Origin of the sequence: Variovorax sp. UMC13 (genome assembly GCF_014170375.1) — a bacterium.
Taxonomy (GTDB): Bacteria; Pseudomonadota; Gammaproteobacteria; order Burkholderiales; family Burkholderiaceae_C; genus Variovorax.
In genome coordinates, this window is the sequence record NZ_LZZW01000011.1 from 203,511 (window position 1) to 230,459 (window position 26,949).

General features: G+C 66.5%; 21 protein-coding genes, 4 tRNA genes and 1 pseudogene. 25 read left to right on the forward strand and 1 reads right to left on the reverse strand.

The features are described from left to right. Positions 1–4 precede the first annotated feature (4 nt). On the reverse strand, positions 5–607 hold the full coding sequence (locus tag A9977_RS07835; RefSeq protein ID WP_183024321.1) for a chalcone isomerase family protein: 603 nt from the start codon (positions 605–607) through the stop codon (positions 5–7). Positions 608–945: 338 nt separating this feature from the next. On the opposite strand from A9977_RS07835, the gene trpE reads away from it, so the two are divergent. The 25 genes and pseudogenes from trpE (at position 946) to A9977_RS07960 (ending at position 26,926) form a co-directional block, all read left to right on the forward strand. Beyond that, positions 946–2,448, forward strand: a complete 1,503-nt coding sequence (gene trpE, locus A9977_RS07840; protein ID WP_183024322.1) for an anthranilate synthase component I — start codon at positions 946–948, stop codon at positions 2,446–2,448. Beyond that, a complete protein-coding gene (locus A9977_RS07845; protein WP_183024323.1) occupies positions 2,445–2,837 on the forward strand; it encodes a GxxExxY protein in 393 nt (130 codons plus the stop codon). The genes trpE and A9977_RS07845 overlap by 4 nt, the downstream gene beginning before the upstream one ends. Then, on the forward strand, positions 2,834–3,418 hold the full coding sequence (locus A9977_RS07850; RefSeq protein ID WP_183024324.1) for an aminodeoxychorismate/anthranilate synthase component II: 585 nt from the start codon (positions 2,834–2,836) through the stop codon (positions 3,416–3,418). The genes A9977_RS07845 and A9977_RS07850 overlap by 4 nt, the downstream gene beginning before the upstream one ends. 6 nt (positions 3,419–3,424) lie before the next feature. Next, the gene (gene ltaE / locus A9977_RS07855) at positions 3,425–4,483 is read left to right on the forward strand and encodes a low-specificity L-threonine aldolase (protein ID WP_183024325.1); all 1,059 of its coding nucleotides are present in this window, start codon (positions 3,425–3,427) and stop codon (positions 4,481–4,483) included. Between the two features lie 16 nt (positions 4,484–4,499). Beyond that, positions 4,500–5,159: a LysE family translocator gene (locus A9977_RS07860; protein WP_183024326.1), complete on the forward strand. Its 660-nt coding sequence runs from the start codon at positions 4,500–4,502 to the stop codon at positions 5,157–5,159. Between the two features lie 24 nt (positions 5,160–5,183). Beyond that, the gene (gene trpD, locus A9977_RS07865; protein WP_183024327.1) at positions 5,184–6,206 is read left to right on the forward strand and encodes an anthranilate phosphoribosyltransferase; all 1,023 of its coding nucleotides are present in this window, start codon (positions 5,184–5,186) and stop codon (positions 6,204–6,206) included. A 26-nt stretch (positions 6,207–6,232) separates the two neighbouring features. Further along, on the forward strand, positions 6,233–7,033 hold the full coding sequence (gene trpC, locus A9977_RS07870) for an indole-3-glycerol phosphate synthase TrpC (RefSeq protein WP_183024328.1): 801 nt from the start codon (positions 6,233–6,235) through the stop codon (positions 7,031–7,033). Beyond that, entirely contained in the window at positions 7,030–7,749 is a 720-nt protein-coding gene (locus A9977_RS07875) for a uracil-DNA glycosylase (RefSeq protein WP_183024329.1), read from the forward strand. The genes trpC and A9977_RS07875 overlap by 4 nt, the downstream gene beginning before the upstream one ends. 97 nt (positions 7,750–7,846) lie before the next feature. Continuing rightward, positions 7,847–7,932 (forward strand) — tRNA-Tyr (locus A9977_RS07880). 66 nt (positions 7,933–7,998) lie between these two features. Then, positions 7,999–8,072 (forward strand) — tRNA-Gly (locus tag A9977_RS07885). 42 nt (positions 8,073–8,114) lie between these two features. Then, positions 8,115–8,189: transfer RNA gene (locus A9977_RS07890), tRNA-Thr, on the forward strand. 73 nt (positions 8,190–8,262) lie between these two features. Beyond that, positions 8,263–9,454 (forward strand): annotated as a pseudogene (gene tuf / locus A9977_RS07895) (elongation factor Tu). A 6-nt stretch (positions 9,455–9,460) separates the two neighbouring features. Then, positions 9,461–9,536, forward strand: a tRNA-Trp gene (locus tag A9977_RS07900). Positions 9,537–9,637: 101 nt separating this feature from the next. Then, on the forward strand, positions 9,638–10,021 hold the full coding sequence (gene secE, locus A9977_RS07905; protein WP_183024330.1) for a preprotein translocase subunit SecE: 384 nt from the start codon (positions 9,638–9,640) through the stop codon (positions 10,019–10,021). Further along, positions 10,021–10,614: a transcription termination/antitermination protein NusG gene (gene nusG / locus A9977_RS07910; protein WP_183024331.1), complete on the forward strand. Its 594-nt coding sequence runs from the start codon at positions 10,021–10,023 to the stop codon at positions 10,612–10,614. The genes secE and nusG overlap by 1 nt, the downstream gene beginning before the upstream one ends. Positions 10,615–10,758: 144 nt before the next feature. After that, positions 10,759–11,190 (forward strand): 50S ribosomal protein L11, encoded by a 432-nt coding sequence (gene rplK / locus A9977_RS07915; protein ID WP_183024332.1) that lies wholly within the window; start codon positions 10,759–10,761, stop codon positions 11,188–11,190. Then, positions 11,190–11,888: a 50S ribosomal protein L1 gene (gene rplA, locus A9977_RS07920; protein WP_183024333.1), complete on the forward strand. Its 699-nt coding sequence runs from the start codon at positions 11,190–11,192 to the stop codon at positions 11,886–11,888. The genes rplK and rplA overlap by 1 nt, the downstream gene beginning before the upstream one ends. A gap of 264 nt (positions 11,889–12,152) precedes the next feature. After that, the gene (rplJ, locus tag A9977_RS07925; RefSeq protein WP_183024334.1) at positions 12,153–12,686 is read left to right on the forward strand and encodes a 50S ribosomal protein L10; all 534 of its coding nucleotides are present in this window, start codon (positions 12,153–12,155) and stop codon (positions 12,684–12,686) included. Positions 12,687–12,726: 40 nt separating this feature from the next. Beyond that, positions 12,727–13,104 carry a 50S ribosomal protein L7/L12 gene (gene rplL, locus A9977_RS07930; protein WP_183024335.1) on the forward strand — a complete coding sequence of 126 codons (378 nt, stop codon included), beginning with the start codon at positions 12,727–12,729 and terminating at the stop codon, positions 13,102–13,104. Positions 13,105–13,395: 291 nt separating this feature from the next. Then, positions 13,396–17,520 (forward strand): DNA-directed RNA polymerase subunit beta, encoded by a 4,125-nt coding sequence (gene rpoB / locus A9977_RS07935; RefSeq protein WP_183024336.1) that lies wholly within the window; start codon positions 13,396–13,398, stop codon positions 17,518–17,520. A gap of 15 nt (positions 17,521–17,535) precedes the next feature. Beyond that, entirely contained in the window at positions 17,536–21,771 is a 4,236-nt protein-coding gene (rpoC, locus tag A9977_RS07940; protein WP_183024337.1) for a DNA-directed RNA polymerase subunit beta', read from the forward strand. 131 nt (positions 21,772–21,902) lie between these two features. Then, positions 21,903–22,517: a lema family protein gene (locus A9977_RS07945; RefSeq protein WP_310936104.1), complete on the forward strand. Its 615-nt coding sequence runs from the start codon at positions 21,903–21,905 to the stop codon at positions 22,515–22,517. Between the two features lie 80 nt (positions 22,518–22,597). Beyond that, the gene (gene rsmB, locus A9977_RS07950; protein WP_183024338.1) at positions 22,598–23,953 is read left to right on the forward strand and encodes a 16S rRNA (cytosine(967)-C(5))-methyltransferase RsmB; all 1,356 of its coding nucleotides are present in this window, start codon (positions 22,598–22,600) and stop codon (positions 23,951–23,953) included. A gap of 43 nt (positions 23,954–23,996) precedes the next feature. Then, on the forward strand, positions 23,997–24,596 hold the full coding sequence (locus A9977_RS07955) for a DUF4390 domain-containing protein (protein ID WP_259651861.1): 600 nt from the start codon (positions 23,997–23,999) through the stop codon (positions 24,594–24,596). Further along, complete coding sequence (locus tag A9977_RS07960; RefSeq protein WP_183024340.1) at positions 24,593–26,926, forward strand: ATP-binding protein; 2,334 nt, start codon at positions 24,593–24,595, stop codon at positions 26,924–26,926. Before A9977_RS07955 ends, A9977_RS07960 begins: the two co-directional genes overlap by 4 nt. Positions 26,927–26,949: the final 23 nt, after the last annotated feature.

Sequence of the window (26,949 nt, forward strand, 5' to 3'; positions counted from 1 at the left end):
GGCGCTACGGCCTGCCCAGCAGCGCGTCCTTGAGCTTCCAGTCGGCCGGGCTGGGCCCCAGCCAGATGCGCAGCAGCGCGTTGTAGAAGGCCGGCTCCTTGACCGGCTCGGGCTGCGGCACGCCGCGCACCGTGATCAGGGTGCCGGTGCCCGGTAGCCAGTCGATGGTGAAGGTGTCGCCAGTCCTGAGCTGTTTCTGGTCGGCGAACATCTGGCCCATGCGCAGCAGGCCGGGAATGAGGTTCACCATCTCGCTGCGCGGCGAGTTCTCCTCCACGCCCTTGGTGAAGAGCTTGCCCAGTTCGTTGGCGTCGATGTCACGCAGCATGGTGATGGCCACGCGCTTCGGGCCGGTGGCGGCCAGCACCTCTTCGGGGCTGGACACCTTCTGCCCCAGGTACAGGCCGGCCGTGTAGACCTTGAACACGGCCTTGTAGCGCACGCCCGCGCCGTTGAGCTGCAGCGGGCTGCCGGCCAGCGTCAGGCGGTCGTCGAGCTTGACGCCGGCCACGTCGACGGGCGCCGCCGCGCCCCCCGTGGCAGCGAGGCCCAGGCAGGCCGTCAGCGCGAGCCGGCGGCACAGGGGAGGGAGCGAAACACGGGACATGAAGGCACCTCCGGGGTCTTTTTCGAACGGTCGTGCGAATCTATCGTTTCGTTTTCTGGCCGCGCTCCGGGGGAACCCTGAAGTCCCCGCTTGCACCCCCGGCCGTTTTCGTGGGCTAAACTCACGCCAACATGTTCGTTCATCACATCCATCAAACAGGTGAAGGCAGCCGGGGAGCCTGGCCCTGGCGTCGCCATCCATCGCTGACTGTTTGATGGCACGGCGCACGCCGTGCGCCCGCGGTTCCGGATCGACACATACTCGACGACGCCGGACCACCTGTGAATGACCTTGCCGCCGGCCGAAGACGCGCCCGCAGGCAACTGGAGAACGAATCCGTGATCACCGAACTTGAATTCAAGAGCCTCAGCGCTCAGGGCTACAACCGCATCCCGCTGATGGCCGAGGCCTTCGCCGACCTCGAGACGCCGCTGTCGCTGTACCTCAAGCTGGCCCATTCGGAGGGCGGCGGCAAGCACAGCTTCCTGCTCGAATCCGTGGTGGGCGGCGAGCGCTTCGGGCGCTACAGCTTCATCGGCCTGCCCGCCAAAACCTTGTTGCGCGCCACCGGCTTCGGCGCCGAGGCGAAGACCGAGGTCGTGACCCACGGCCAGGTGGTGGAAAGCGCCACGGGCAACCCGCTCGACTTCATCGCCGACTACCAGAAGCGCTTCAAGGTCGCGCTGCGGCCCGGCCTGCCGCGCTTCTGCGGCGGCCTCGCGGGCTACTTCGGCTACGACACCGTGCGCCACATCGAGCGCAAGCTGGAAAAGAGCTGCCCGCCCGACACGCTGGGCTGCCCCGACATCCTGCTGCTGCAGTGCGAGGAACTGGCGGTCATCGACAACCTGTCGGGCAAGCTGTACCTGATCGTCTATGCCGACCCCAAGCAGCCCGAGGCCTATGCCAACGCCAAGCGCCGGCTGCGCGAACTCAAGGAAAAGCTCAAATACTCGGTGAGCGCGCCGGTGGTGAAGCCCACGCAGGCGCATCCGGCCGAGCGCAGCTTCGCCAAGGCCGACTACATCACGGCCGTGGAGCGCGCCAAGGAGATGATCGCTGCCGGCGACTTCATGCAGGTGCAGGTGGGCCAGCGCATCAGCAAGCGCTACACCGAGTCGCCGCTGTCGCTGTACCGCGCGCTGCGGTCGCTGAACCCGTCGCCCTACATGTACTACTACCACCTGGGCGACTTCCACGTGGTGGGCGCCTCGCCCGAGATCCTGGTGCGCCAGGAGAACACGGACGACGGCGAGCAGAAGATCACCATCCGCCCGCTGGCCGGCACCCGTCCGCGCGGCGCCTCGCTCGAGCTCGACAAGGCGGCCGAGGTGGAACTGATCAACGACCCGAAGGAGCGCGCCGAGCACGTGATGCTGATCGACCTGGCGCGCAACGACATCGGCCGCATCGCCAAGACCGGCACGGTGAAGGTGACCGAGGCTTTCGCGGTGGAGCGCTACAGCCATGTGATGCACATCGTGAGCAATGTCGAAGGCACGCTCAAGGACGGCATGACCGCCATCGACGTGCTCAAGGCCACCTTCCCGGCCGGCACGCTGACCGGCGCGCCCAAGGTGCATGCGATGGAACTGATCGACCAGCTCGAGCCCACCAAGCGCGGCCTCTACGGTGGCGCCTGCGGCTACATCAGCTATGCGGGCGACATGGACGTGGCGATCGCGATCCGCACCGGCATCGTCAAGGACCAGGTGCTGCACGTGCAGGCCGCGGCCGGCGTGGTGGCGGACTCGGTGCCCGAGCTGGAATGGAAAGAAACAGAGGCCAAGGCGCGCGCACTCCTGCGGGCGGCCGAACTGGTCGAGGAAGGCCTGGAATGAGCTCCGCACCCGATATTCAGAACGACTTCTCGCACGAGATCATCGGCGCGGCCGTCGAAGTGCAGCGCGTGCTCGGCACCGGGCTCGACGAGGGCGCCTATGCGGCCGCGCTGGCCATCGAACTGGCCGAACGCGAGATCGGCTTCACGCGCGACGTGGCACTGTCGGCCAGCTACAAGGGCCGTTCGCTGGGCGAGGTGTACCGTGCGGGCTTCGTGATCGAGCAGTCGGTCATCGTCGAGCTCAAGGCGGTCGACGTGCTGACCGACCTGCATCGTTCGCAGGTGCTGGCCGCGCTGCGGCTGTCGGGCCTCAAGCTGGGCCTGCTGATCAACTTCAACGTCTTTCCCGTGGTGAAGGGCGTGCACCGGATTGTGAGCAAGCCATGAAACTGCTGATGATCGACAACTACGATTCCTTCACCTACAACATCGTCCAGTACTTCGGCGAGCTGGGGGCGGAGGTGGAGGTGGTGCGCAACGACGAGATCGACGTGGCGCAGATCGCCGGGCGTATCGCCGGCGGCGTGACGCGGCTGGTGATCTCGCCCGGGCCGTGTTCACCGGCCGAAGCGGGTGTGTCGGTGGCGGCCATCCAGGCCTTCGCGGGCCAATTGCCGATCCTGGGCGTTTGCCTGGGTCACCAGGCCATTGGCGCGGCCTTCGGCGGCCAGATCGTGCGCGCGCAGCAACTGATGCACGGCAAGACCAGCGAGATCACGACCACGCGCGAGGGCGTCTTCGCGGGGCTGCCGGAGCGCTTCACGGTCAACCGCTACCACTCGCTGTCGATCGAGCGCGCGAGCTGCCCGAAAGAATTGGCCGTCACCGCCTGGACCGACGACGGCGAGATCATGGGCGTGCGACACACCGGCTTCGCGCACGAGGTGCGCATCGAAGGCGTGCAGTTCCACCCCGAATCGATTCTCACCGAGCACGGCCACGCCATGCTCAAGAACTTCCTGGACTGACCGACCATGACCGACCGCACCTCCATCGTCGACCTGCGCAGCGACACCGTCACGCAGCCCACGCCCGCGATGCGGGAAGCCATGATGGCGGCCCCGCTGGGCGACGACGTCTTCGGCACCGACCCGACGGTCAATGCGCTGCAGGAAAAGATCGCCGCGCTGCTGGGCTTCGAGGCCGCGCTGTTCGTGCCCACGGGCACGCAAAGCAACCTGTGCGCGATCCTCTCGCACTGCGGCCGCGGCGACGAATACATCGTGGGCCAGCAGGCGCACTGCTACCGCTGGGAAGGCGGTGGTGCGGCCGTGTTCGGCAGCGTGCAGCCCCAGCCGCTCGACCATGCGCCCGACGGCACCTTGCCGCTCGCGCAGATCGAGGCCGCCATCAAGCCCGACGACGCGCACTTCGCGCGCACCAAGCTGCTGGCGCTGGAGAACACCTTGGGCGGCAAGCTGCTGCCCTTCGACTACGTGCAGGCGGCGACGGATCTGGCCCAGCGCAAGGGGCTGCAGCGGCATCTGGACGGCGCGCGTCTCTTCAACGCGGCGACCGCGCAGGCGGCGCAGAACAAGCACAGCGACATCCGCGCCGAAGCGCGCCGCATCGCGCAATGCTTCGACAGCGTGTCGGTGTGCTTCAGCAAGGGCCTGGGCGCGCCGGTCGGCTCGGCGCTGCTGGGTTCGCGCGAGTTCATCGCGCGCGCGCACCGCATCCGCAAGATGGCGGGCGGCGGCATGCGCCAGGCCGGCCTGCTGGCGGCCGCGGCCTCGCATGCGCTCGACCACCACGTCGACCGCCTGGCCGACGACCATGCGCTGGCGCAGCGGCTCGCACAGGGCCTTGAAGGCATCGAGGGCCTGGCGGTCGAGGCGCCGCAGACCAACATCGTGTTCGTCGACCTCAGGGGTGCGGCGCAGGCGCGTTCCTCGGAACTGCTCGCGAGCCTCAACCGCCAGGGCATCCTCGCGACCGGCCTCTACCGGCTGCGCTTCGTGACGCACCTCGATGTCGATGCGGCCGGGGTGGACCGCGCGGTCCACGCGATCCGCGGATTCCTCAACGCCTGAGCCCGGGGAGCGCGCGATGCCCGATCTTCCCCATCTGCTGGCCTTCATCGCCGCCGGCTGGCTGCTGAACCTCACGCCCGGGCCCGACGTGCTCTACATCGTGTCGAACTCGCTGCGCACCGGCGTGCGCGCGGGCATCGTGGCGGGGCTGGGCATCACGGCGGGCTGCTTCGTCCACATCATCGCGGCGGCGGTCGGCGTCGGCACGCTGATGGCGACCTCGGCGGCGGCCTTCACGGTGCTCAAGGTCATCGGCGCGGCCTACCTGCTGTACCTGGGCGTGCGCATGGTGCTGTCGCGTCCCCAGCCACCCGCCGACCTGAAAGCCGTGGCGGCCGCGGGCGGGGAGCGCAGCCTCAAGGTGATCTTCCTCGGCGGCTTCTGGACCAACGTGCTCAACCCCAAGGTGGCGTTGTTCTTCCTGGCCTTCGTGCCGCAGTTCATCGCGCCCGGCACCGAGCATGCGGCGCTGTACTTCGTGCTGCTGGGCGTGCTGTTCAACCTCAACGCCATTCCCGTCAACGTCGGCTGGGCGCTGGCCGCGGGCTGGATGGCGCGCCGCGGCGCGGTGCAGAAGGGCATGCACTGGCTCGACCGCGCCGCCGGCGTGCTGTTCATCGGCTTCGGCCTCAAGCTCGCGTTCACCGATGCACCCGCCGTGCCCGTCGGCCGCTGATTCCCTCTCGAGGAGACCTCTCTCATGATCACCCCCCAGGAAGCGCTGCAGCGCACCATCGAACACCGCGAAGTCTTCCACGACGAGATGCTGCACATCGTGCGCCTCATCATGAGCGGCGAGTGCTCGCCCGTGATGATGGCCGCTCTGATCACCGGCCTGCGCGTGAAGAAGGAAACCATCGGCGAGATCACCGCCGCCGCGCAGGTGATGCGCGAGGTCTCGACCAAGGTGCCGGTGGCCGACACCACGCACCTGGTCGACATCGTGGGCACGGGCGGCGACGGCTCGCACACCTTCAACATCTCGACCTGCTCGATGTTCGTCGCGGCCGCGGCCGGCGCCAAGGTGAGCAAGCACGGCGGGCGCAGCGTGAGCAGCAAGTCGGGCAGTGCCGACGTGCTGGAGGCGCTGGGCGTCAACATCAACCTCAAGCCCGAACAGATCGCGCAGTGCATCGCGGAGGTGGGCATCGGCTTCATGTTCGCGCCCAACCACCATCCGGCGATGAAGAACGTCGCGCCGGTGCGCAAGGAACTGGGCATCAAGACCATCTTCAACATCCTGGGCCCGCTGACCAATCCGGCCGGCGCGCCGAACATCCTGATGGGCGTGTTCCACGCCGACCTGGTGGGCATCCAGGTGCGCGCGCTGCAGCGCCTGGGCGCCGAACATGCACTGGTGGTCTACGGCCGCGACGGCATGGACGAGGTCTCGCTGGGCGCCGCCACCATGGTGGGCGAACTCCGCAACGGCGAGATCCGCGAGTACGAGCTGCACCCCGAAGACTTCGGCTTCCAGATGGCGAGCAACCGCGCGCTGCGCGTGGAGACGCCCGAGCAGTCGATGGCGATGCTGCGCGGCGTGCTCGACGACGAACCCGGCGCCGCGCGCGACATCGTGCTGCTCAACGCCGGAGCGGCGCTGTACGCGGCCAACGTGGTCGATTCGATCGAGGCCGGCGTGGAGAAGTCGCGCACGGCCATCACGAGCGGCGCCGCCAAGGCCAAGCTGGCCGAACTCGTCACGGCCACGCAGGCGGCCTGACGAAGAAGAACAGAGAGGAAGAAATCATGTCCGACATCCTGAACAAGATCGTGGCCGTCAAGCACGAGGAGATCGCCGCCGCCAGGAAGCGCAGCCCGCTGGAGGCCGTGCGCTTCGATGCCGAGAGCCGCGTGCTCACGCGCGACTTCGTGGGCGCGCTGCGCCGCAAGATCGCCGCCGGCCAGGCCGCGGTGATCGCCGAGGTCAAGAAGGCCAGCCCCAGCAAGGGCGTGCTGCGCGCCGAGTTCATCCCGGCCGACATCGCGCAGAGCTATGCCGAGGGCGACGGCACCGTGAGCGCGGCCTGCCTGTCGGTGCTCACCGATCGCCAGTTCTTCCAGGGCAGCGTCGATTTCCTCAAGCAGGCGCGGGCTTCGTGCGACCTGCCGGTGCTGCGCAAGGACTTCATGGTCGACCCCTACCAGCTCTACGAATCGCGCGCGATGGGCGCCGATGCGGTGCTGCTGATCGCGGCCTGTCTCGACGATGCGCAGATGCGCGACTTCGAGGCGATCGCGCTGGGCCTGGGCATGGCGGTGCTGGTCGAGGTGCACGACGCGGCCGAACTCGATCGCGCGCTCAAGCTCAAGACACCGCTGATCGGCATCAACAACCGCAACCTGCGCAACTTCGAGGTGTCGATCCAGACCACGCTCGAGTTGAAGGCGACGGTGCCGGCCGAGCGCATCCTGGTCACCGAATCGGGCATCACGACGCGCGACGACGTCGCGCAGCTGCGCGCCGCGGGCGTGCAGGCCTTCCTGGTCGGCGAAGCCTTCATGCGCGCCGACGAACCCGGCGAAGCCCTGGCGGCCTTGTTCCAATGAACGGGCCGGATCAGCTGACCGGCAGCGATCCCGCCGACTGGCCCGTGGCGCCGGGTTGGCAGCCGCTGGTCGACGACTTCTTTGCCGGCGCGGCGGGCCAGAAGCTGCAGGGCTTCCTGCGCGAACGCCTCGATGCCGGCGCGGTGATCTTCCCGCCGCAGCCGCTGCGGGCGCTGGAGCTCACGCCGCCCGAGGACGTGCGGGTGGTGATCCTGGGCCAGGACCCGTACCACGGGCGTGGGCAGGCCGAAGGGCTGTCCTTCTCGGTGGCGCCGGGCGTGCCCCTGCCGCCCTCGCTGCGCAACATCTTCAAGGAACTGCAGCGCGACCTGGGCACGCCGCCCCCGCCCTTCCCGAACCCGGGCGGCAGCCTGGTGAAGTGGGCGACCCACGGCGTGCTGCTGCTCAACACCTGCCTCACGGTCGAGGAGGCCCAGCCGGCCAGCCACGCAGGCCGGGGCTGGGAGGTGCTGACCGACGCCGTGATCCGCCATGTGGCGCAGGGCGATCGGCCTGTTGTTTTCATGCTCTGGGGTGCGCACGCGCAGAGTAAGCGGGCGTTGATCGACGTTGTGCGCCATAAGGTGCTGATGTCGAATCATCCCTCGCCGCTGTCGGCGCTGCGGCCACCCGTGCCCTTCATCGGCTGCGGACATTTTGGCCAAGCCCGTGCATGGCGTGAGGCGCAGGCGTCGGGAGAGGCCAAAACTGGTTGATAATCGATGGGTTCACACCTCGACGGAGGTTCCTGCTTCAAGTTGTCGCTAGGATTTCTGTGTAGTCACAAAATCGTGCTATATTTCGAGGTTCGCCGGAGAGGTGGCCGAGTGGTTAATGGCAGCAGACTGTAAATCTGCCCTCTTACGAGTACGCTGGTTCGAATCCAGCCCTCTCCACCAGCGATGAATTTGGTTTCTGAGAGCGATTGGATCTAGCGCTTTGGGTGCCTTGCAGTGCCCCCGAATGCGGGAGTAGTTCAATGGTAGAACCCCAGCCTTCCAAGCTGATGACGCGGGTTCGATTCCCGTCTCCCGCTCCAGAGGCCCGGTTTGTGGTTGGCATGCGTTTTGGTTAGATAAAAGCCCTTTTGGCTCAGTGGTAGAGCACTCCCTTGGTAAGGGAGAGGTCGCGGGTCCGATTCCCGCAAAGGGCACCAGTTTCAGGGGTTGCAACGAAGCCTTTGCACCCCATATGCACGCGTTGATATCGTTTTTTTTCGGAGTCGAAAAATGGCAAAAGGTAAGTTCACCCGCACCAAGCCCCACGTCAACGTGGGCACGATCGGTCACGTCGACCATGGCAAGACCACGCTGACCGCTGCGATCGCAACGGTGCTGTCGGCCAAGTTCGGCGGCGAAGCCAAGGCCTACGACCAGATCGACGCGGCGCCCGAAGAAAAGGCACGCGGCATCACGATCAACACCGCACACGTCGAGTACGAAACGGCCAACCGCCACTACGCACACGTCGACTGCCCCGGTCACGCCGACTACGTGAAGAACATGATCACCGGCGCCGCCCAGATGGACGGCGCGATCCTGGTGTGCTCGGCCGCCGACGGCCCGATGCCCCAGACCCGTGAGCACATCCTGCTGGCTCGCCAGGTGGGCGTGGGCTACATCATCGTGTTCCTGAACAAGTGCGACATGGTCGACGACGCCGAGCTGCTCGAGCTGGTCGAGATGGAAGTGCGCGAGCTGCTGGACAAGTACGACTTCCCGGGCGACGCCACCCCCATCATCCACGGTTCGGCCAAGCTCGCCCTCGAAGGCGACAAGGGCAAGCTGGGCGAAGAAGCCATCATGAAGCTGGCTGAAGCGCTGGACACGTACATCCCGACGCCCGAGCGCGCCGTGGACGGCACGTTCCTGATGCCCGTGGAAGACGTGTTCTCGATCTCGGGCCGCGGCACCGTGGTGACCGGCGCCGTCGAACGTGGCGTGATCAAGGTCGGTGAAGAAATCGAGATCGTCGGCATCCGCCCGACCGTCAAGACCACCTGCACCGGCGTGGAAATGTTCCGCAAGCTGCTGGACCAAGGTCAAGCGGGCGACAACGTGGGCGTGCTGCTGCGCGGCACGAAGCGCGAAGAAGTCGAGCGCGGCCAAGTGCTGTGCAAGCCGGGTTCGATCAAGCCGCACACGCACTTCACGGCTGAAGTCTATGTGCTGAGCAAGGACGAAGGCGGCCGTCACACGCCCTTCTTCAACAACTACCGCCCGCAGTTCTACTTCCGCACGACGGACGTGACCGGCGCGATCGAGCTGCCCGAAGGCAAGGAAATGGTCATGCCTGGCGACAACGTCAGCATCACCGTGAAGCTGATCAACCCGATCGCGATGGAAGAAGGCCTGCGCTTCGCCATCCGCGAAGGCGGCCGTACCGTGGGTTCGGGCGTCGTGGGCCAAGGTGATTGCGTAATTCCGGAGGGGTATAGCTCAATTGGCAGAGCGTCGGTCTCCAAAACCGAAGGTTGTAGGTTCGATTCCTACTGCCCCTGCCACCTGAGGGTGGCCCCCAAGGCCCGTCGCAACCCGACGGGCTTCGGCGTCTCAAGAGGCGCATTGATTTGAAGGCCCTAAAGGCCGCAGGAACTTGCCGAAGATGGCTACAACACAAATCGAGACCGTGAGCACCAGTGCCGACAAGGCGAAGCTGGCGGCTGCGGTCGTGCTCGCAGTGGGCGCCGTCGTGGCGTTCTACCTGCTGGCGCGCCAGGGTTCCCTGGTGCAGTGGGCGGTGCTGCTGGTGGGTCTGGCGGCGGCCGTGGGTGCGTTCGCAAGTTCCGAGAGCGGTCGCCAGCTGTGGGCCTTTGGCCGCGATGCCTGGCGCGAGGTCAAGAAGGTCGTCTGGCCGACCCGCAAGGAAGCCATCCAGATGACGGCCTACGTGTTCGCATTCGTGGCGGTCATGTCGGTGTTCCTCTGGCTCACCGACAAGACGCTCGAGTGGGTGTTCTTCGACCTCATTCTGGGCTGGAGAAAATAATGACCGACACCGTCGAAACCACGCCGGAAAGCACCCCGGTGCTCGCCGCCCCGACCAACCCGGATTTCCGCTGGTACGTGGTGCATGCCTATTCGGGCATGGAGAAGGCCGTGGAGCGCAACATCACGGAGCGCATCAACCGCGCCGGGATGCAGGACAAGTTCGGTCGCATCATGGTGCCGACCGAGGAAGTGGTCGAGATCAAGAACGGCCAGAAGCGCACCACCGAGCGTCGCTTCTTCCCGGGCTACGTGCTGGTCGAGATGATCATGGACGACGAGAGCTGGCACCTGGTGAAGCACACCAACAAGGTGACCGGTTTCGTCGGCGGCGCGAAGAACCGTCCCGCACCGATTTCCCAGAAGGAAGTCGAGGACATCGTGAGCCAGATGCAGCAGGGCACCGAGAAGCCCCGCCACAAGGTCGAGTTCATGGCGGGCGAGTTCGTGCGCGTCAAGGAAGGCCCGTTCACCGACTTCAACGGCACCGTCGAGGAAGTCAATTACGAAAAGAGCAAGGTGCGTGTGTCGGTCATGATCTTCGGTCGTGCCACCCCCGTCGAGCTCGAATTCAGCCAGGTCGAAAAGACCTGACCAGAGGATAACGAGGCTCGAAACGAGCCTCGTCCTTGTGTGTTGATTGCCACTCCGGCTCGGCAATCAACCGTATCGAAGAGCCGTTAACCCCGGGGAGCCACGGCCGCGTGCCGAGGCGATATCACCCGCAAGGAGCAAAGCATGGCGAAAAAAATCGTCGGCTTCATCAAGCTGCAAGTGCCAGCTGGTAAGGCCAACCCGTCCCCGCCGATCGGTCCCGCACTGGGTCAGCGCGGTCTGAACATCATGGAGTTCTGCAAGGCGTTCAACGCCCAGACCCAAGGCGTCGAGCCGGGTCTGCCGCTGCCGGTGGTCATCACCGCGTTCGCGGACAAGAGCTTCACCTTCATCATCAAGACGCCGCCCGCGGTCACCTTGATCAAGAAGGCCATCAAGCTGGACAAGGGTTCGGCCACGCCGCACACCGCCAAGGTCGGCAAGATCACGCGCGCTCAGCTCGAAGAGATCGCCAAGGCCAAGATGAAGGATTTGACGGCAGCCGACCTGGATGCCGCCGTTCGTACCATCGCCGGCTCTGCCCGTTCGATGGGCGTGACTGTGGAAGGCGTGTAATGGCCAAGATCACCAAGAAGCAAAAAGCCCTGGTCGGCAAGGTCGACAGCAACAAGCTGTACGCACTGGTCGATGCCATCGGTCTCGTGAAGGAAGCTGCCACCGCCAAGTTCGATGAATCCATCGACGTGGCCGTGCAACTCGGCATCGATGCGAAGAAGTCGGACCAGGTCGTGCGTGGCGCCGTCGTGCTGCCCAACGGCACCGGCAAGACCAAGCGCGTCGCCGTGTTCGCCCAAGGCGCCAAGGCTGAAGAAGCCAAGGCCGCCGGCGCCGACATCGTCGGCATGGACGACCTGGCTGCCATGGTCAAGGCTGGCGACATGCCTTTCGACGTGGTCATCGCCGCACCGGACGCCATGCGCGTCGTCGGTACGCTGGGCCAGATCCTCGGCCCGCGCGGCCTGATGCCCAACCCGAAGGTCGGCACGGTCACGCCGGACGTCGCGCAAGCGGTCCGCAACGCCAAGGCCGGTCAGGTGCAGTTCCGCGTCGACAAGGCCGGCATCATCCATGGCACGATCGGCCGTCGCTCGTTCGACACCGACAAGCTGCAGGGCAACCTGGCAGCGCTGGTCGATGCGCTGGTCAAGGCCAAGCCCGCGACCAGCAAGGGTGTGTACCTGCGCAAGGTGGCAGTGTCGTCGACCATGGGCGTGGGCGTTCGCGTCGACACCCAATCGATCGCACAGAGCTGATGTGAAGAATTTGCCGCGCCTCTCGGGGTGCGGCGATGTGGTGGGCCGACGCGGCGCTGTGTCACAGCAGCAGGCGCGACGGGCCATCCAAGACCGCTGGCGTGCAGTCCGCTGCACTTAATCGAGGTTCTTCGGAGCCTCAACCAGCGCAGATGGCGATCCCACTGCAAGGAATCCGTTTCCGAAACAGTTGGTCGCTGCATGAAGCGCGTCTGGAGGCCTGGACGAAAGTCCGGCCGAAAGGCGCATTAAAAGGAGTAGACCTTGAGTCTGAATCGCAGTGAGAAAGAAGCGGTCATCGGTGACGTGACCAGCCTCGCCGCAAAAGCTCAAACGCTCGTGCTGGCGGAATACCGTGGCATCACGGTTGCCGATATGACGAAGTTGCGCAATACCGCGCGCAGCCAGGGCGTGACGCTCAGCGTGTTCAAGAACACGCTGGCACGCCGTGCTGTCGCGGGCAGTGCCTTCGAAGTCATCGGTGACCAGATGACCGGTCCGCTGATCTACGGTTTTTCCGTCGACGCCGTGGCTGCCGCGAAAGTGGTGGCCGATTTCGCGAAGACCAACGACAAGTTGGTGATCCGCGGTGGCGCTTTCGGCGGCAAGGTCCTGGACGTGGACGGCGTGAAGCAACTGGCCAACATCCCTTCGAAGGAAGTGTTGTTGTCGCAGCTGCTGGGCTTGATGCAATCCCCCGTTTCCCGCACCGCCCGCGTTCTCGCGGCGCTGGCCGAGAAGCGTGGTGGTGGCGAAGCCGCACCCGCCGAAGCACCGGCAGAAGCGCAGGCCGCTTGAGCCTCGTTTGAATATTCAACCCAATTGTTAGGAAACAAAAATGGCATTCGATAAAGACGCATTTCTGACCGCGCTCGACGCAATGACGGTCCTGGAACTCAACGACCTGGTCAAGGCCATCGAAGAGAAGTTCGGCGTGAGCGCTGCAGCCATGGCTGCACCCGCTGGCGCAGGTGGTGGCGCTGCTGCCGCTGCCGCCGAAGAACAGACCGAATTCAACGTCGTGCTGGTCGAAGCCGGCGCGAACAAGGTTTCGGCGATCAAGGCCGTGCGCGAAATCACCGGCCTGGGCCTCAAGGAAGCCAAGGACCTGGTGGAAGCCGCTCCCAAGGCTGTCAAGGAAGGCCTGTCGAAGGCTGACGCTGAAGCCGCCAAGAAGAAGCTGGAAGAAGCCGGCGCCAAGGTGGAACTGAAGTAATTCGGTCCCCCTCAAGGGCTGGAGGTGCTCGCAAGAGCCCTCCAGCCTTTGCCGCTTTCAGAGCGCACCCGAAAACCGGCCTGTTTTGCCGGCTTCCACAGACCCCGGGGTCGGCGGAAAGTCCCAGAAACGGTTTTCGAGTGTCTTCTGACCCCGACTGCAGAAGACCCCTTGGTTCGGGTGATGTGCAACGCATCACTGTCCGCCAACGGCTGGTAGTGGCCAGCCGCCAAGCAGGGATGCGCAAGCATCGCTGACAAGTCGCGCAAGATCTCAAGCCCCGGAGCTCTCATGGCCCAAACGTCCACGTACAGTTACACCGAACGCAAGCGCATCCGAAAGAATTTCGGCAGCCGCGACAGCGTCGTTGAAATCCCCTACCTGCTGCAGATGCAGAAAGACGCGTACACCGCGTTCCTGCAAGCCGGCATCGCGCCGCAGAAGCGCACCATCGACGGCCTGCAGGCCGCGTTCACCGCCGCCTTCCCGATCGTCTCGCACAACGGTTTCGTCGAGATGAAGTTCCTCGAGTACAACCTGGCGAAGCCGGCCTTCGACGTGCGTGAGTGCCAGACCCGTGGTCTGACCTTCGCCTCGGCCGTGCGCGCCAAGGTCCAGCTCATCATCTATGACCGCGAATCGTCGACCTCGCAGTCGAAGGTGGTCAAGGAAGTGAAGGAGCAGGAGGTCTACATGGGCGAAGTGCCGCTCATGACCGAGAAGGGCTCGTTCATTATCAACGGCACCGAGCGCGTCATCGTGTCGCAGCTCCACCGTTCGCCGGGCGTGTTCTTCGAACACGACAAGGGCAAGACCCACAGCTCGGGCAAGCTGCTGTTCTCGGCCCGCGTGATCCCCTACCGCGGCTCGTGGCTCGACTTCGAGTTCGACCCGAAGGACATGCTGTACTTCCGCGTCGACCGTCGCCGCAAGATGCCGGTCACGATCCTGCTGAAGGCCATCGGCCTGAACCCGGAATCGATCCTCGCGAACTTCTTCGTGAACGACAACTTCCGCCTGATGGACAGCGGCGCGCAGATGGAATTCGTCGCCGAGCGTCTGCGCGGCGAAGTGGCCCGTTTCGACATCACCGACAAGTCGGGCAAGGTCGTGGTCGCCAAGGACAAGCGCGTCACCGCGCGCCACACGCGTGAGCTCGAGCAGGGCGGCACCACCCACATCAGCGTGCCGGAAGACTTCCTGGTCGGCCGCGTGATCGCGCGCAACATCATCGACCCCGACACCGGCGAAGTGCTGGCCAAGGCCAACGACGAGCTGACCGAAGCGCTGCTGAAGAAGCTGCGCACCTCGGGCGTGCAGGACATCCAGGTCATCTACACCAACGAACTGGACCAGGGCGCGTACATCTCGCAGACCCTGCGCATCGACGAAACGGTCGACGAGTTCGCCGCGCGCGTGGCCATCTACCGCATGATGCGCCCCGGCGAGCCGCCGACGGAAGACGCGGTGCAGGCCCTGTTCCAGCGCCTGTTCTACAACCCGGACACCTACGACCTGTCGCGCGTGGGCCGCATGAAGTTCAACGCCAAGGTCGGCCGCGACGAATCGACCGGCCCGATGGTGCTGACCAACGAGGACATCCTTCACGTCGTGAAGATCCTGGTCGACCTGCGCAACGGCAATGGCGAAGTCGACGACATCGACCACCTGGGCAACCGCCGCGTGCGTTGCGTGGGCGAACTGGCCGAGAACCAGTACCGCACCGGCCTGGCACGGATCGAGAAGGCCGTGAAGGAACGTCTGGGTCAGGCGGAGCAAGAGCCGCTGATGCCGCACGACCTGATCAACAGCAAGCCGATCTCGGCCGCGCTGAAGGAATTCTTCGGCGCCTCGCAGCTGTCGCAGTTCATGGACCAGACGAACCCGCTGTCCGAAATCACCCACAAGCGCCGCGTGTCGGCCCTTGGCCCGGGCGGTCTGACGCGTGAACGTGCCGGCTTCGAAGTGCGCGACGTGCACGTGACCCACTACGGCCGCGTTTGCCCGATCGAAACGCCCGAAGGCCCGAACATCGGCCTGATCAACTCGCTGGCCCTGTACGCCCGCCTGAACGAATACGGCTTCATCGAGACGCCGTACCGCCGCGTGGTCGACAGCAAGGTCACGATGGACATCGACTACCTGTCGGCCATCGAAGAAGGCAAGTACGTGATCGCCCAGGCCAACGCGGCCCTGGACAAGGACGGCGTGCTGACCGGCGACCTGGTGTCCGCGCGTGAAGCCGGCGAATCGATCCTGGTGGGCGCCGAGCGCGTCCAGTACATGGACGTGTCGCCCGCGCAGATCGTGTCGGTGGCCGCTTCGCTCGTGCCCTTCCTGGAGCACGACGATGCGAACCGCGCACTGATGGGCGCCAACATGCAGCGTCAGGCCGTGCCCGTGCTGCGTCCCGAGAAGCCCTTCGTCGGCACCGGCATCGAGCGCGTTTCCGCGGTCGACTCGGGCACCGTCGTGACGGCCACCCGCGGCGGCATCGTCGACTACGTCGATGCGACCCGTGTCGTGGTGCGCGTGAACGACGCCGAAGCGGCCGCCGGTGAAGTCGGTGTGGACATCTACAACCTGATCAAGTATCAGCGTTCGAACCAGAACACCAACATCCACCAGCGCCCGATCGTCAAGCGCGGCGACAAGATCGCCAAGGGCGACGTGGTGGCCGACGGCGCCTCGACCGACCTCGGCGAACTGGCCCTGGGCCAGAACATGCTGATCGGCTTCATGCCGTGGAACGGCTACAACTTCGAAGACTCGATCCTGATCTCCGAACGCGTGGTCGCCGAAGACCGCTACACCTCGATCCACATCGAGGAACTGGTGGTGATGGCCCGCGACACCAAGCTGGGTGCCGAAGAAATCACGCGCGACATCCCGAACCTGGCCGAGCAGCAGCTCAACCGCCTGGACGAATCCGGGATCATCTACGTCGGCGCCGAAGTGCAGCCGGGCGACACGCTGGTGGGCAAGGTCACGCCGAAGGGCGAGACCACGCTGACGCCGGAAGAGAAGCTGCTGCGCGCCATCTTCGGCGAGAAGGCTTCCGACGTGAAGGACACCTCGCTGCGTGTCGACCAGGGCTCGCAAGGCACCGTGATCGACGTGCAGGTGTTCACCCGCGAAGGCATCACGCGCGACAAGCGCGCCCAGCAGATCATCGACGACGAGCTCAAGCGCTTCCGCCTGGACCTGAACGACCAGCTGCGCATCGTCGAGGCCGACGCCTTCGACCGGATCGAGAAGCTGCTCAACGGCCGCACCGCCAACGGCGGCCCGAACAAGCTGGCCAAGGGCACCAAGCTCGACAAGGCGTACCTCGCCTCGATCGAGAAGTTCCACTGGTTCGACATCCGTCCGGCGGAAGACGAAGTGGCTTCGCAGCTCGAGTCGATCAAGAACTCGCTCGAGCAGACGCGCCACAGCTTCGACCTCGCGTTCGAAGAAAAGCGCAAGAAGCTCACGCAGGGCGACGAGCTGCCCGCGGGCGTGCTCAAGATGGTCAAGGTCTACCTGGCCGTCAAGCGCCGCCTGCAACCCGGCGACAAGATGGCCGGCCGCCACGGCAACAAGGGTGTGGTGTCGAAGATCGTTCCGGTCGAAGACATGCCCCACATGGCCGACGGCACGCCGTGCGACATCTGCCTGAACCCGCTGGGCGTGCCCTCGCGGATGAACGTGGGCCAGGTGCTGGAAGTGCATCTGGGCTGGGCCGGCAAGGGCATCGGCCAGCGCATCGGTGACCTGCTGCAGGCCGAGTCGAAGATCGCCGAACTGCGCGCCTTCTTCGACAAGCTCTACAACGGTTCGGGCCGCAAGGAAGACCTCAGCACGCTGAGCGACACCGACGTGCTCGAGATGGCCGCCAACCTGTCGTCCGGCGTGACCTTCGCGACCCCCGTGTTCGACGGCGCGACCGAAGAGGAAATCGGCGGCATGCTGCAGCTGGCCTACCCCGACGAGATCGCCAAGCTCAAGGGCCTGACCGAATCGCGCACCCAGGCCTACCTGTACGACGGCCGCACCGGCGACCAGTTCGAGCGTCCCGTGACCGTGGGCTACATGCACTTCTTGAAGCTGCACCACTTGGTCGACGACAAGATGCACGCGCGTTCCACCGGCCCGTACTCGCTGGTCACGCAGCAACCGCTGGGCGGCAAGGCCCAGTTCGGCGGCCAGCGTTTCGGTGAAATGGAAGTGTGGGCGCTGGAAGCCTACGGCGCCGCCTACGTGCTGCAGGAAATGCTGACGGTGAAGTCCGACGACGTGGTCGGCCGCACCAAGGTCTACGAGTCGATCGTCAAGGGCGAACACTCCATCGAAGCCGGCATGCCGGAATCGTTCAATGTGCTGGTCAAGGAAATCCGTTCCCTGGGCCTCGACATCGAACTCGAACGTTCATAAGCAGGAAAGAATCACATGAAGTCTTTACTCGACCTGTTCAAGCAATTCACGCCGGATGAGCATTTCGATGCCATCAAGATCGGCATGGCTTCGCCCGAGAAGATCCGTTCGTGGTCTTTCGGCGAGGTGAAGAAGCCCGAGACGATCAACTACCGCACCTTCAAGCCCGAACGCGACGGCCTGTTCTGCGCCAAGATCTTCGGGCCCATCAAGGACTACGAATGCCTGTGCGGCAAGTACAAGCGCCTCAAGCACCGCGGTGTCATCTGCGAGAAGTGCGGCGTTGAAGTCACGCAGACCAAGGTGCGTCGCGAGCGCATGGGTCACATCGACCTGGCCGCGCCCTGCGCCCACATCTGGTTCCTGAAGTCGCTGCCGTCGCGTCTGGGCCTGGTGCTCGACATGACGCTGCGCGACATCGAACGCGTGCTGTACTTCGAAGCGTACGTGGTGACCGACCCCGGCATGACCCCGCTGAAGAAGTTCAGCATCATGTCCGAGGACGACTACGACACGAAGCGCAAGGAATTCGGTGACGAGTTCATCGCCAAGATGGGCGCCGAAGGCATTCGCGACCTGCTCGAAGGCATCGAACTCGACAGCGAGATCGAACGCCTGCGTGGCGACCTGACCGGCTCCGAAGTCAAGGTCAAGAAGAACTCCAAGCGCCTCAAGGTGCTGGAAGCCTTCCGCAAGTCGGGCATCAAGCCCCAGTGGATGGTGCTGGAAGTGCTGCCCGTGCTGCCGCCGGACCTGCGTCCGCTGGTGCCGCTGGACGGCGGCCGCTTCGCGACCTCCGACCTGAACGACCTGTACCGCCGCGTCATCAACCGCAACTCGCGCCTGCGCCGCCTGCTGGAGCTCAAGGCCCCGGAAATCATCGCGCGCAACGAAAAGCGGATGCTGCAGGAAGCGGTCGACTCGCTGCTGGACAACGGTCGTCGCGGCAAGGCCATGACGGGCGCCAACAAGCGTGCACTGAAGTCGCTGGCCGACATGATCAAGGGCAAGAGCGGTCGTTTCCGCCAGAACTTGCTGGGCAAGCGCGTGGACTACTCGGGCCGTTCGGTCATCGTGGTGGGCCCGACGCTCAAGCTGCACCAGTGCGGCCTGCCCAAGCTGATGGCGCTCGAGCTGTTCAAGCCCTTCATCTTCTCGCGCCTCGAAGCCATGGGCATCGCGACCACGATCAAGGCGGCCAAGAAGGAAGTCGAATCGGGCACGCCGGTGGTCTGGGACATCCTGGAAGAGGTCATCAAAGAGCACCCGGTGATGCTGAACCGTGCGCCCACGCTGCACCGTCTGGGCATCCAGGCCTTCGAACCCATCCTGATCGAAGGCAAGGCGATCCAGCTGCACCCGCTGGTCTGCGCGGCCTTCAACGCCGACTTCGACGGCGACCAGATGGCCGTCCACGTGCCGCTGTCGGTGGAAGCACAGATGGAAGCCCGCACGCTGATGCTGGCTTCCAACAACGTGCTGTTCCCGGCTTCGGGCGAACCGTCGATCGTTCCTTCGCAGGACGTGGTGCTGGGTCTGTACTACACGACCCGCGACCGCATCAACGGCAAGGGCGAGGGCCTGATCTTCTCCGACATCGGTGAAGTCCAGCGCGCGCTCGACGCCAACGAAGTCGAACTCACCGCCCGTGTCGCGGTGCGGATCACGGAGTACACCAAGAACAAGGAAACCGGCGAATTCACGCCGTCGACCTCGCTCGTGGACACCACCGTGGGCCGTGCCCTGCTGTCCGAGATCCTGCCCAAGGGCCTGCCGTTCTCGAACATCAACAAGGCGCTGAAGAAGAAGGAAATCTCCAAGCTCATCAACGTGAGCTTCCGCAAGTGCGGCCTCAAGGAGACCGTGGTCTTCGCCGACAAGCTGCTGCAGAACGGTTTCCGCCTCGCGACCAAGGCCGGCATCTCGATCGCCATCGGCGACATGCTGGTGCCCGCTGAAAAGCACGGCATCATCGATCGCTCGGCCAAGGAAGTGAAGGAGATCGAACAGCAGTACGTCTCCGGTCTGGTGACCTCCGGCGAGCGCTACAACAAGGTGGTGGACATCTGGGGCAAGGCCGGCGACGAAGTGTCGAAGGTCATGATGTCCAAGCTGTCGAAGGAACGCGTGATCGACCGCCACGGCAAGGACGTCGAGCAGGAATCGTTCAACTCGATCTACATGATGGCCGACTCGGGTGCACGCGGTTCCGCCGCGCAGATCCGCCAGGTGGCCGGCATGCGGGGCCTGATGGCCAAGCCCGACGGCTCCATCATCGAGACGCCCATCACCGCGAACTTCCGCGAAGGCCTGAACGTGCTGGAGTACTTCATCTCCACCCACGGCGCCCGCAAGGGTCTGGCCGACACCGCGCTGAAGACTGCGAACTCGGGTTACCTGACGCGTCGTCTGGTCGACGTGACCCAGGACTTGGTCGTGATCGAACAGGACTGCGGCACGCACGGCGGCTACCTGATGCGCGCCATCGTCGAAGGCGGTGAAGTCATCGAATCGCTGCGCGACCGAATCCTCGGCCGCTCGGCCGCCGACGACGTGCTGCACCCGGAAAACCGTTCGGTGCTGCTCAAGGCCGGCGAGATGTTCGACGAGGACAACATCGAAGAGCTCGAGGCGCAAGGCGTCGACGAGGTCAAGGTGCGTACCGCGCTGACCTGCGAAACCCGCTTCGGCATCTGCGCGACCTGCTACGGCCGCGACCTGGGCCGCGGCGGCCTGATCAACATCGGCGAAGCCGTCGGTGTGATCGCCGCGCAGTCGATCGGCGAACCCGGCACGCAGCTGACGATGCGTACCTTCCACATCGGTGGTGCCGCTTCGCGTGCCGCCGTCGCCTCGAGCGTGGAAGCCAAGTCGAACGGCTCGATCGGCTTCAACGCCACGATGCGCTACGTGACCAACAGCAAGAACGAGCTGGTCGTGATTTCGCGTTCGGGCGAGATCATCATCCATGACGAGCATGGCCGCGAGCGCGAACGCCACAAGGTGCCGTACGGCGCCATCCTGGCGGTCAAGGCGGACCAGCAGGTCAAGGCCGGCCTGATCCTGGCCAACTGGGATCCGCTGACGCGTCCCATCATCACCGAGTTCGCGGGCAAGGCCTTGTTCGAGAACGTCGAGGAAGGCCTCACCGTGGCCAAGCAGGTCGACGAAGTGACCGGCCTGTCCACGCTGGTGGTGATCGATCCGAAGCGCCGCGGCGCTGCCAAGGTCGTGCGTCCCCAGGTGAAGCTCATCGACGCCTCCGGCGCCGAAGTGAAGATCCCGGGCACCGACCACTCGGTGACGATCGGCTTCCCGATCGGCGCCCTGGTGCAGATCCGCGACGGCCAGGACGTGGGCCCAGGCGAAGTGCTGGCGCGTATTCCGGTCGAAGGCCAGAAGACCCGCGACATCACCGGCGGTCTGCCGCGGGTGGCCGAGCTGTTCGAAGCCCGCTCGCCCAAGGACAAGGGCATGCTGGCCGAGATGACCGGTACCGTGTCGTTCGGCAAGGAGACCAAGGGCAAGCTGCGCCTGCAGATCACCGATCCCGAAGGCGGCATCTACGAAGAGCTCGTGCCGAAGGAAAAGAACATCCTGGTGCACGAAGGCCAGGTGGTGAACAAGGGCGAGTCGGTGGTCGACGGTCCGGCGGACCCGCAGGACATCCTGCGCCTGCTGGGTTCGGAAGAACTGGCGCGCTACATCGTGGACGAAGTGCAGGACGTGTACCGCCTGCAGGGCGTGAAGATCAACGACAAGCACATCGAGGTGATCGTTCGCCAGATGCTGCGTCGCGTCGTGGTCGACAACATCGGCGACACCGGCTACATCTCCGGCGAACAGGTCGAACGCAGCGAAATGCTCAACACCAACGACGCCCTGCGCGCCGAAGGCAAGATCCCCGCGACGTTCACCAACCTGCTGCTGGGTATCACGAAGGCATCGCTGTCGACCGACTCGTTCATCTCCGCCGCATCGTTCCAGGAAACGACGCGCGTGCTGACCGAAGCGGCGATCATGGGCAAGCGCGACGAGCTGCGCGGCCTGAAGGAAAACGTGATCGTGGGTCGCCTGATCCCGGCCGGCACCGGCATGGCCTACCACCAGGCCCGCCGCGCCAAGGACCAGATGGACGAGGCCGAGCGCCGCGCCATCGCCGAGTCCGAAGCGGCTGAACTGGCCGGCAGCGGCACGGAAGAGGCGACGACCGCCACGGTCGACGCCAGCGAAGGCCCCGCCACCGAGTAAACGGCGGCTTCCTCCCCGGCCATGAACGGCCCCCTGCGCCCTCCTGCCCCTTTGCGGCCGGGGGGCGTTTTTTCATTCGAACGGCCTGGGTGCGGCATGCCGCCCGAGGTCCCTTCTTCTGGTGCGAGAACGTGCTGAGTCGTCTTCCGCCGCTGCTGCCCTACTGGATCGGCGCGGCCATCCTGCTGTTCTGGTTCGTCGGCGCCTACAACCGGCTGGTGCGCCTGCGCTCGGCCGCCCTGCAGGCCTATGCCACGCTCGACGCGGCCCTGCTGCGCCAGCTCGACTTCGTGCAGGCGCATGTCCAGGCGCAGGCGAAGGAGGGCGAGGGCGCTGTTTCGCCCGCCGTCGCGTCGCTGCGCGCGAGCACGCAGCAGCTGACGACCTTGCTGGCCGCCACCCGGCTGCGCCCGCTCGATCCGGCCGCCATGGCGGCGCTCGACACGGCGCTGTACGTGATGCTGACCGGCTGGCAGCGGCTCTATCCCGATGCGGTCAACAGCTTCGAGGTCGACGGCACGCTGTCCTCGCGGCGGCAGCCGCTGGCCGACACGCCACCCGCACCGGAGGCCGGTGCCGGCGTGATGGCGCAGGCCGTGGCCTGGCCCGAACCCTCGGCCACGGCCGAGATCGCGCGCCACCAGTTCAACCTCGCCGTGCAGCACTACAACAGCGCCGTCGGGCAGTTCCCGGCGCTGATCGTGGCCTGGGTCATGCAGCTGCGCCGGGCGGCCCCCATGAAGTAAGCCCCGTTGCCCGGGCCTTCCCGCCACACGCGTTGCCGCCCCGCGGCATTCCTTCTTCCGCCATTGTTACCATCCACCGCTTGTCAGACCTCTCCGAACCCTCCCTCTCGCCGCCGCTCTGGCGGCAACTCCAGCTCACCGCCCAGGCGCTGGCGGCCATTCGCGCCGGCACCTCGGGCTCGGTCGCCTTCGAGCTGGTCGAACCGGCGCTGCGGCCGGGCGTGCAGTCGCTGGGCTTCCAGGTGCTGCGCCGGCTGGGCCGCGCCGAGGCCCTGCGCCGCCACCTGGCCAAGCGCACGCCGCCGCCGCCGGCCGACGCGCTGCTGTGCACCGCGCTCGCGCTGGCCTGGGACCCGGCGTCCTCGCCCTACGAACCCTTCACCCTGGTCGACCAGGCGGTCGAGGCCGCCAAGCGCAACCCCACGACGCGCGCCCAGGCCAGCTTCATCAATGCCTGCCTGCGCCGCTTTCTGCGCGAGCGCGACGAACTGGTCGCCGCCACCGAACACGAGCCGGTGGCGCAGTGGAACCATCCGCGCTGGTGGATCGAGCGCCTCAAGCGCGACCATCCGCGCGACTGGCAACGCGTGCTCGCGGCCGACAACCAGCAGGCGCCGATGACGCTGCGGGTCAATCGCCAGAGGACCTCGGTGGCCTCGTACCTGCTCGCCCTGCGCCACGACGGCCAGCAGGGCTGGCCGGTCGGTGACGACGGCGTGCAGCTGGCCCAGCCGCGGCCGGTGCTGCAGCTGCCCGGCTTCGCCGCCGGCGAGGTCTCGGTGCAGGATGCCGCGGCCCAGCTGGCGGCCGCGTTGCTGCTCGACGGACTGCCCACGCCCCGGCCCGGCGCCGCCCCGCTGCGCGTGCTCGACGCCTGCGCGGCCCCGGGCGGCAAGACCGCGCACCTGCTCGAACGCGCGGGCCGGACCGCGATCGAGGTGACGGCGCTGGAGGTCGACGCCGTGCGCAGCCGCCGCATCGACGAGACCCTGGCCCGGCTGGCCCTGCAGGCCCGGGTGGTGGTCGCCGATGCGGGCCGCCCCGCCAGCTGGTGGGACGGCCAGCCCTACGATGCGATCCTGCTCGACGCGCCCTGCACGGCCTCGGGCATCGTGCGGCGCCATCCCGACGTGCGCTGGCTGCGCCGCGAGAGCGACACCCCCCAGCTCGCACAGCAGCAGGCGATGCTGCTGGCCGCGCTCTGGCCGCTGGTCCGCCCCGGCGGACGGCTGCTTTATTGCACCTGCTCGGTCTTCCGGGAAGAGGGCTCCTACCAGATCGAGGCGTTTCTTGCGCACAACACCGATGCCCGATTGCTGCCTTCCCCGGGCCATTTGCTGCCCCAAGCCGGCGGCAATGGGCGCGGCGTCCCGGACAATCCCCTGGGTGATCACGACGGTTTCTTCTACGCCCTGCTCGAAAAGCCCGCCCGCTGACCGGCGCGGCCTGGCCGCGGCCTGGGCGCGGAGGCGCGGGGCGATGCTGTTGCTGCTGGCCTGCCTGCTCTTCTGGCTGGTCAGCCTCTGGCCGGCCCCGGCGGCGGCCCAGCAGCACGGGGCCTCGGTCACCCAGCTGCGCCTCGAGCGTGGCGACGACGGCGTCTACCTGAGCGCCGCCGTGCAGTTCGAGCTGCCGACCCTGGTCGAGGACGTGCTCATGAAGGGCATCGCGGTGCACTTCGTGGCCGAGGCCGAGCTCTACCGCGAGCGCTGGTACTGGACCGACCGCAAGGTCGCGCAGGTCTCGCGCTACATGCGGCTGGCCTACCAGCCGCTGACCCGGCGCTGGCGGCTCAACGTGGCGCCGGTGCCGATCAGCGGCAACGCGGGCTTCGGCGTCTCGCTCAACCAGAACTTCGACACGCTCGACGAGGCGCTCGATGCCGTCAAGCGCATCGGCCGGCTGCGGCTGGGCGACGAGGCCGAGATCGGCGAGGACGTGGCCCATCCGGTGGTGTTCCGCTTCCGCCTCGACACCTCGCAATTGCCGCGGCCGTTCCAGATCGGCGTGGTCGGCCTGTCCGAATGGGACATCACGGCCGAACGCAGCGCGCGGCTGAGCATGGACAAGGCGCGATGACCGCCGCCGACCCGCGCGCCGCCGCGGCGGCCAAGGCGGCCGGCCGGGCGCGGGCGGTGCGCTGGGCGGTCGGCGTGATCGCCGCCCTGGTCACGGCCATGGGCCTGGTGCTGATGTTCCTGCTGGCCGTGGCCACCAACAACCGCGCGCTCTACGAGCAGAACTACGCGCGGCTCTTCGGCATCAACGTGGTGGTCGCGACGCTGCTGATGCTGGTGATCGGCTGGGTCGCGTTCCGGCTGGTGCGGCGGCTGCGCCAGGGCAAGTTCGGCAGCCGGCTGCTGATCAAGCTGGCGGCCATCTTCGCGCTGGTCGGCGTGGTGCCGGGCGTGCTGGTGTATTTCGTGTCCTACCAGTTCGTCTCGCGCTCGATCGAGAGCTGGTTCGACGTCAAGGTCGAAGGCGCGCTCGACGCCGGCCTGAACCTGGGGCGCGCCACGCTCGACTCGCTGGCCGCGGACCTCGCGACCAAGACCCGCGCCGCCAGCAGCCAGCTGGCCGACGTGCCCGACACCAGCGCCGGCCTGCAGCTCGAGCGCATGCGCGACCAGCTGGGCGCCAGCGACGTGGTGCTCTGGACCGGCTCCGGCCAGCTGATCGCCGGCGCGGGCGCCTCGCGCTTCCAGCTCAATCCCGAGCGGCCCACGCCGCAGCAGTTCCGCCAGGTGCGCGCCGACCGCGTGATCTCGCACATCGAGGGCCTGGACGAAGTGCAGTCCCAGACCACCGGCCCGCCCGTGGCGCCGGCCAGCGTGCGGGCGCTGGCGCTGGTGCAGCGCCCGGGCTTCGACTTCGACACCGACCCGCGCTTCCTGCAGGTCACCCAGCCCCTGCCGCCGGCGGTGGTCGCCAACGCGCTGGCTGTGCAGGAGGCCAACCGCGAGTACCAGGAGCGCTCGCTGGCGCGCGAGGGCCTGCGCCGCATGTACATCGGCACGCTCACGCTGTGCCTGTTCCTGGCCGTGTTCGGCGCGGTGCTGCTGGCGGTGCTGTTCGGCAACGGGCTCGCGCGGCCGCTGCTGGTGCTGGCCGACGGCGTGCGCCAGGTGGCGGGCGGCGACCTGCGGCCCACCACGGTGCTGCAGGGCAAGGACGAGCTGGGCGGCCTCACGCGCTCCTTCGCGGTCATGACCCAGCAGCTGGCCGATGCGCGCGCGGCCGTCGAGCAGACGGTGGGCGAGCTCGATGCCGCGCGCGGCAACCTGCAGACCATCCTCGACAACCTGACCTCGGGCGTGATCGTGCTCGACCAGGCGGGCACCGTGCTGTCGACCAACCCCGGCGCCACCCGCGTGCTGCGCGCGCCGCTGGCCGCCTACGAGGGCCAGCCGCTGCGCGACGTGCCCGGCTTGGCGGCCTTCGCGCACAACGTGCAGCAGCAGTTCGACGACTTCGAGGTCGAGCGCGCCCAGCATGGCCTCGACCACTGGCAGCATGCCTTCGAGCTGCATGCCAACAACTTCGGCATGGCCCAGCAGGACGCGATCAACATCGTCGCGCGTGGCGCGGAACTGCCGGGCGCCGCGCGGCTGCTGGTGTTCGACGACATCTCCGAGATCGTCTCGGCCCAGCGCGCGCAGGCCTGGGGCGAGGTCGCGCGCCGGCTGGCGCACGAGATCAAGAACCCGCTCACGCCGATCCAGCTGTCGGCCGAGCGGCTGGAGATGAAGCTGGCCGGCAAGGTCGCGCCGCCCGAGCAGGCCATCCTCACCAAGTCGGTCAAGACCATCGTCGACCAGGTCGATGCCATGAAGCGGCTGGTCAACGAATTCCGCGACTACGCACGCCTGCCGGCGGCCGACCTCAAGCCGGTCGACCTCAACGCGCTGGTGGCCGACGTGCTCCAGCTCTACGGCGCCGACAACGCCCCGATCGCGCTGCGCAGCGAATTGGACGAGCGCTGCCCGCCGATCCGCGGCGATGCCCAGCAGATCCGCCAGGTGATCCACAACCTGTTGCAAAACGCCCAGGACGCGGCCGAGACCGCGGCCGCGGGCACCGGGCGCGCGGGCGAGGTGGTGATCCGGACCCGGCTGGGCGATTCGGGCCAGCGGGTGCGGCTCACCGTGCAGGACAGCGGGCCCGGCTTCGCGGAGAACATCCTCAAGCGGGCTTTCGAGCCCTACGTCACGACCAAGGCCCGGGGCACCGGACTGGGCCTGGCCGTGGTCAAGAAGATCGCCGACGAGCACGGCGCGCGGATCGAGCTTTCCAACCGCACGGTCGACGGGGCTGTGGCCGGCGCGCAAGTCTCGTTATCATTCGCGTTGGCAGGCGAGCCGCGCGTAGCGGTCGCTCACACCGAAGAATCGAAACCATCCATCGTCTGAGGCCTGCAGCAGCGCGTGGATGG